The 1,633-nt window shown below is 60.9% G+C and carries 1 protein-coding gene; it reads left to right on the forward strand.

The features are described from left to right. Positions 1-641: 641 nt before the first annotated feature. Positions 642-1,633 (forward strand): group II intron reverse transcriptase/maturase (gene ltrA / locus E8A74_RS51590; protein WP_136936576.1); only part of this gene is annotated, 992 nt, incomplete at its 3' end.

The following is a 1,633-nucleotide window of genomic DNA, read 5'->3' on the forward strand; positions in this document are numbered from 1 at the left end:
TGCCGTGCGACCAGGAAAGACTGGTCAGGAAGGATTGAACATGCGAGGTTCATGAAATTCTGAATCGTCGTCCAGTGGGTGCGAAACCCACCCGGCCCAGGGTGGACCTACACCAGCCGGTAGCAAGCCTTGCGGTTGATCCGGTAACGGGTCGATTGATGCGTAGGTATGCGAGCGTGTGAGCCATGGGGTATCAGCCCCGAAAACATCATCTGTTCCAGGGTGCCGAAGAGTTGGTAGGCTCGGAAGGCCACGCCATCGAACCCGATATGGGCAGGGGAGGTGGACCCGGCGGGGTGTGTCGTGACCATGGCGCGCACGAAGAGGACGACCCAGACACCTGGGAGGCCCCCATCTCTCTCGGGAAGAATCCGGTGGCACGGAGACCCGGTGATCAATCTCCGACGCACCTGTCGTTGCCCGCGCGCACGACCGGTCGGCCGAGCCGAGAAGGCTCCGCGAAGAAGCAGCGCGCGGGACCGAGGAACGTCCTCCGCAAGGGATGACCGTAGCGGAGGCCCTGTGGAGATGTGGGGAGTCGGAGGGCCCGAATAAGAGCTGAGACGGTGGGTAACGCAGGGCAAAGCGGAGCCACCCGAGCAAAGGCGGGCCCGTGTTGTTGAGAGCTTCAAGAGGGAACCATGACCAATGCATCGACGTTGGGGACCATGTCTCCAGAACTTTTGAAGGTAGCAGAGCGAGCGCAAAGAGAACCCGAAGCAAAGTTTCACTCGCTGGCGCATCTCATCGATGTGCACGCCCTGAAACGCGCCTACGGCCGGCTGAGGAAAGATGCGGCGGTAGGGGTGGATGGCATCACCAAGGAGCAGTATGGGGAGGAGCTGGAGTCGCAGCTCATAAACCTGTACGAGAGGCTGAAGGGGAAGCGGTACCGACATCAGCCGATCCGACGTGTACACATCCCCAAGGAAAATGGGAAGACGCGACCGATCGGGATCAGCGCGACCGAGGACAAGGTTGTCCAGGAAGCGCTCCGTGAGGTGCTGGGAGCGATTTACGAGCAAGACTTCCTGGGATGCTCGTACGGCTTCCGGCCTGCGCGTAGCGCGCACGACGCGATCCGAGCCCTGAACCGAGCGGTTTATGGTCGCGAAGTGAATTGGATCATCGAAGCGGATATCCAGAGCTTCTTCGACAGCGTCGATCGCACGGCGCTGATGGAGATGATAAAGCTTCGGGTGGCCGACGGGTCGCTGTTGCGGCTCATTGGTAAGTGCTTGCACGTGGGCATCCTCGACGGCGACGAATTTTCCAAGCCGGAAGTAGGAACAGCCCAGGGGTCGGTGTTATCGCCGCTGCTCGGGAACATCTACCTGCATTACGTTCTCGATCTCTGGTTCGAGCGCGAGGTCAAGCCGAGGCTCAGGGGCCGAGCGCTCCTGGTGAGGTATGCGGACGACTTCGTCATTGGTCTCGAGCGAGAGGAAGACGCAAGGCGGGTGATGGCTGTACTGGGCAAGCGGCTGGCACGGTATGGACTGACCCTTCACCCCGACAAGACCCGGCTGCTTGACTTTCGCCGACCGCCACGTGAGCAGCAGGGGAACAAGGGGCCATCGACCTTCGATTTTCTGGGGTTTACGGTGTTTTGGCGCCGTACACGCCAGGGGTG

It is taken from the genome of Polyangium fumosum (genome assembly GCF_005144585.1).
Lineage (GTDB): Bacteria > Myxococcota_A > Polyangia > Polyangiales > Polyangiaceae > Polyangium > Polyangium fumosum.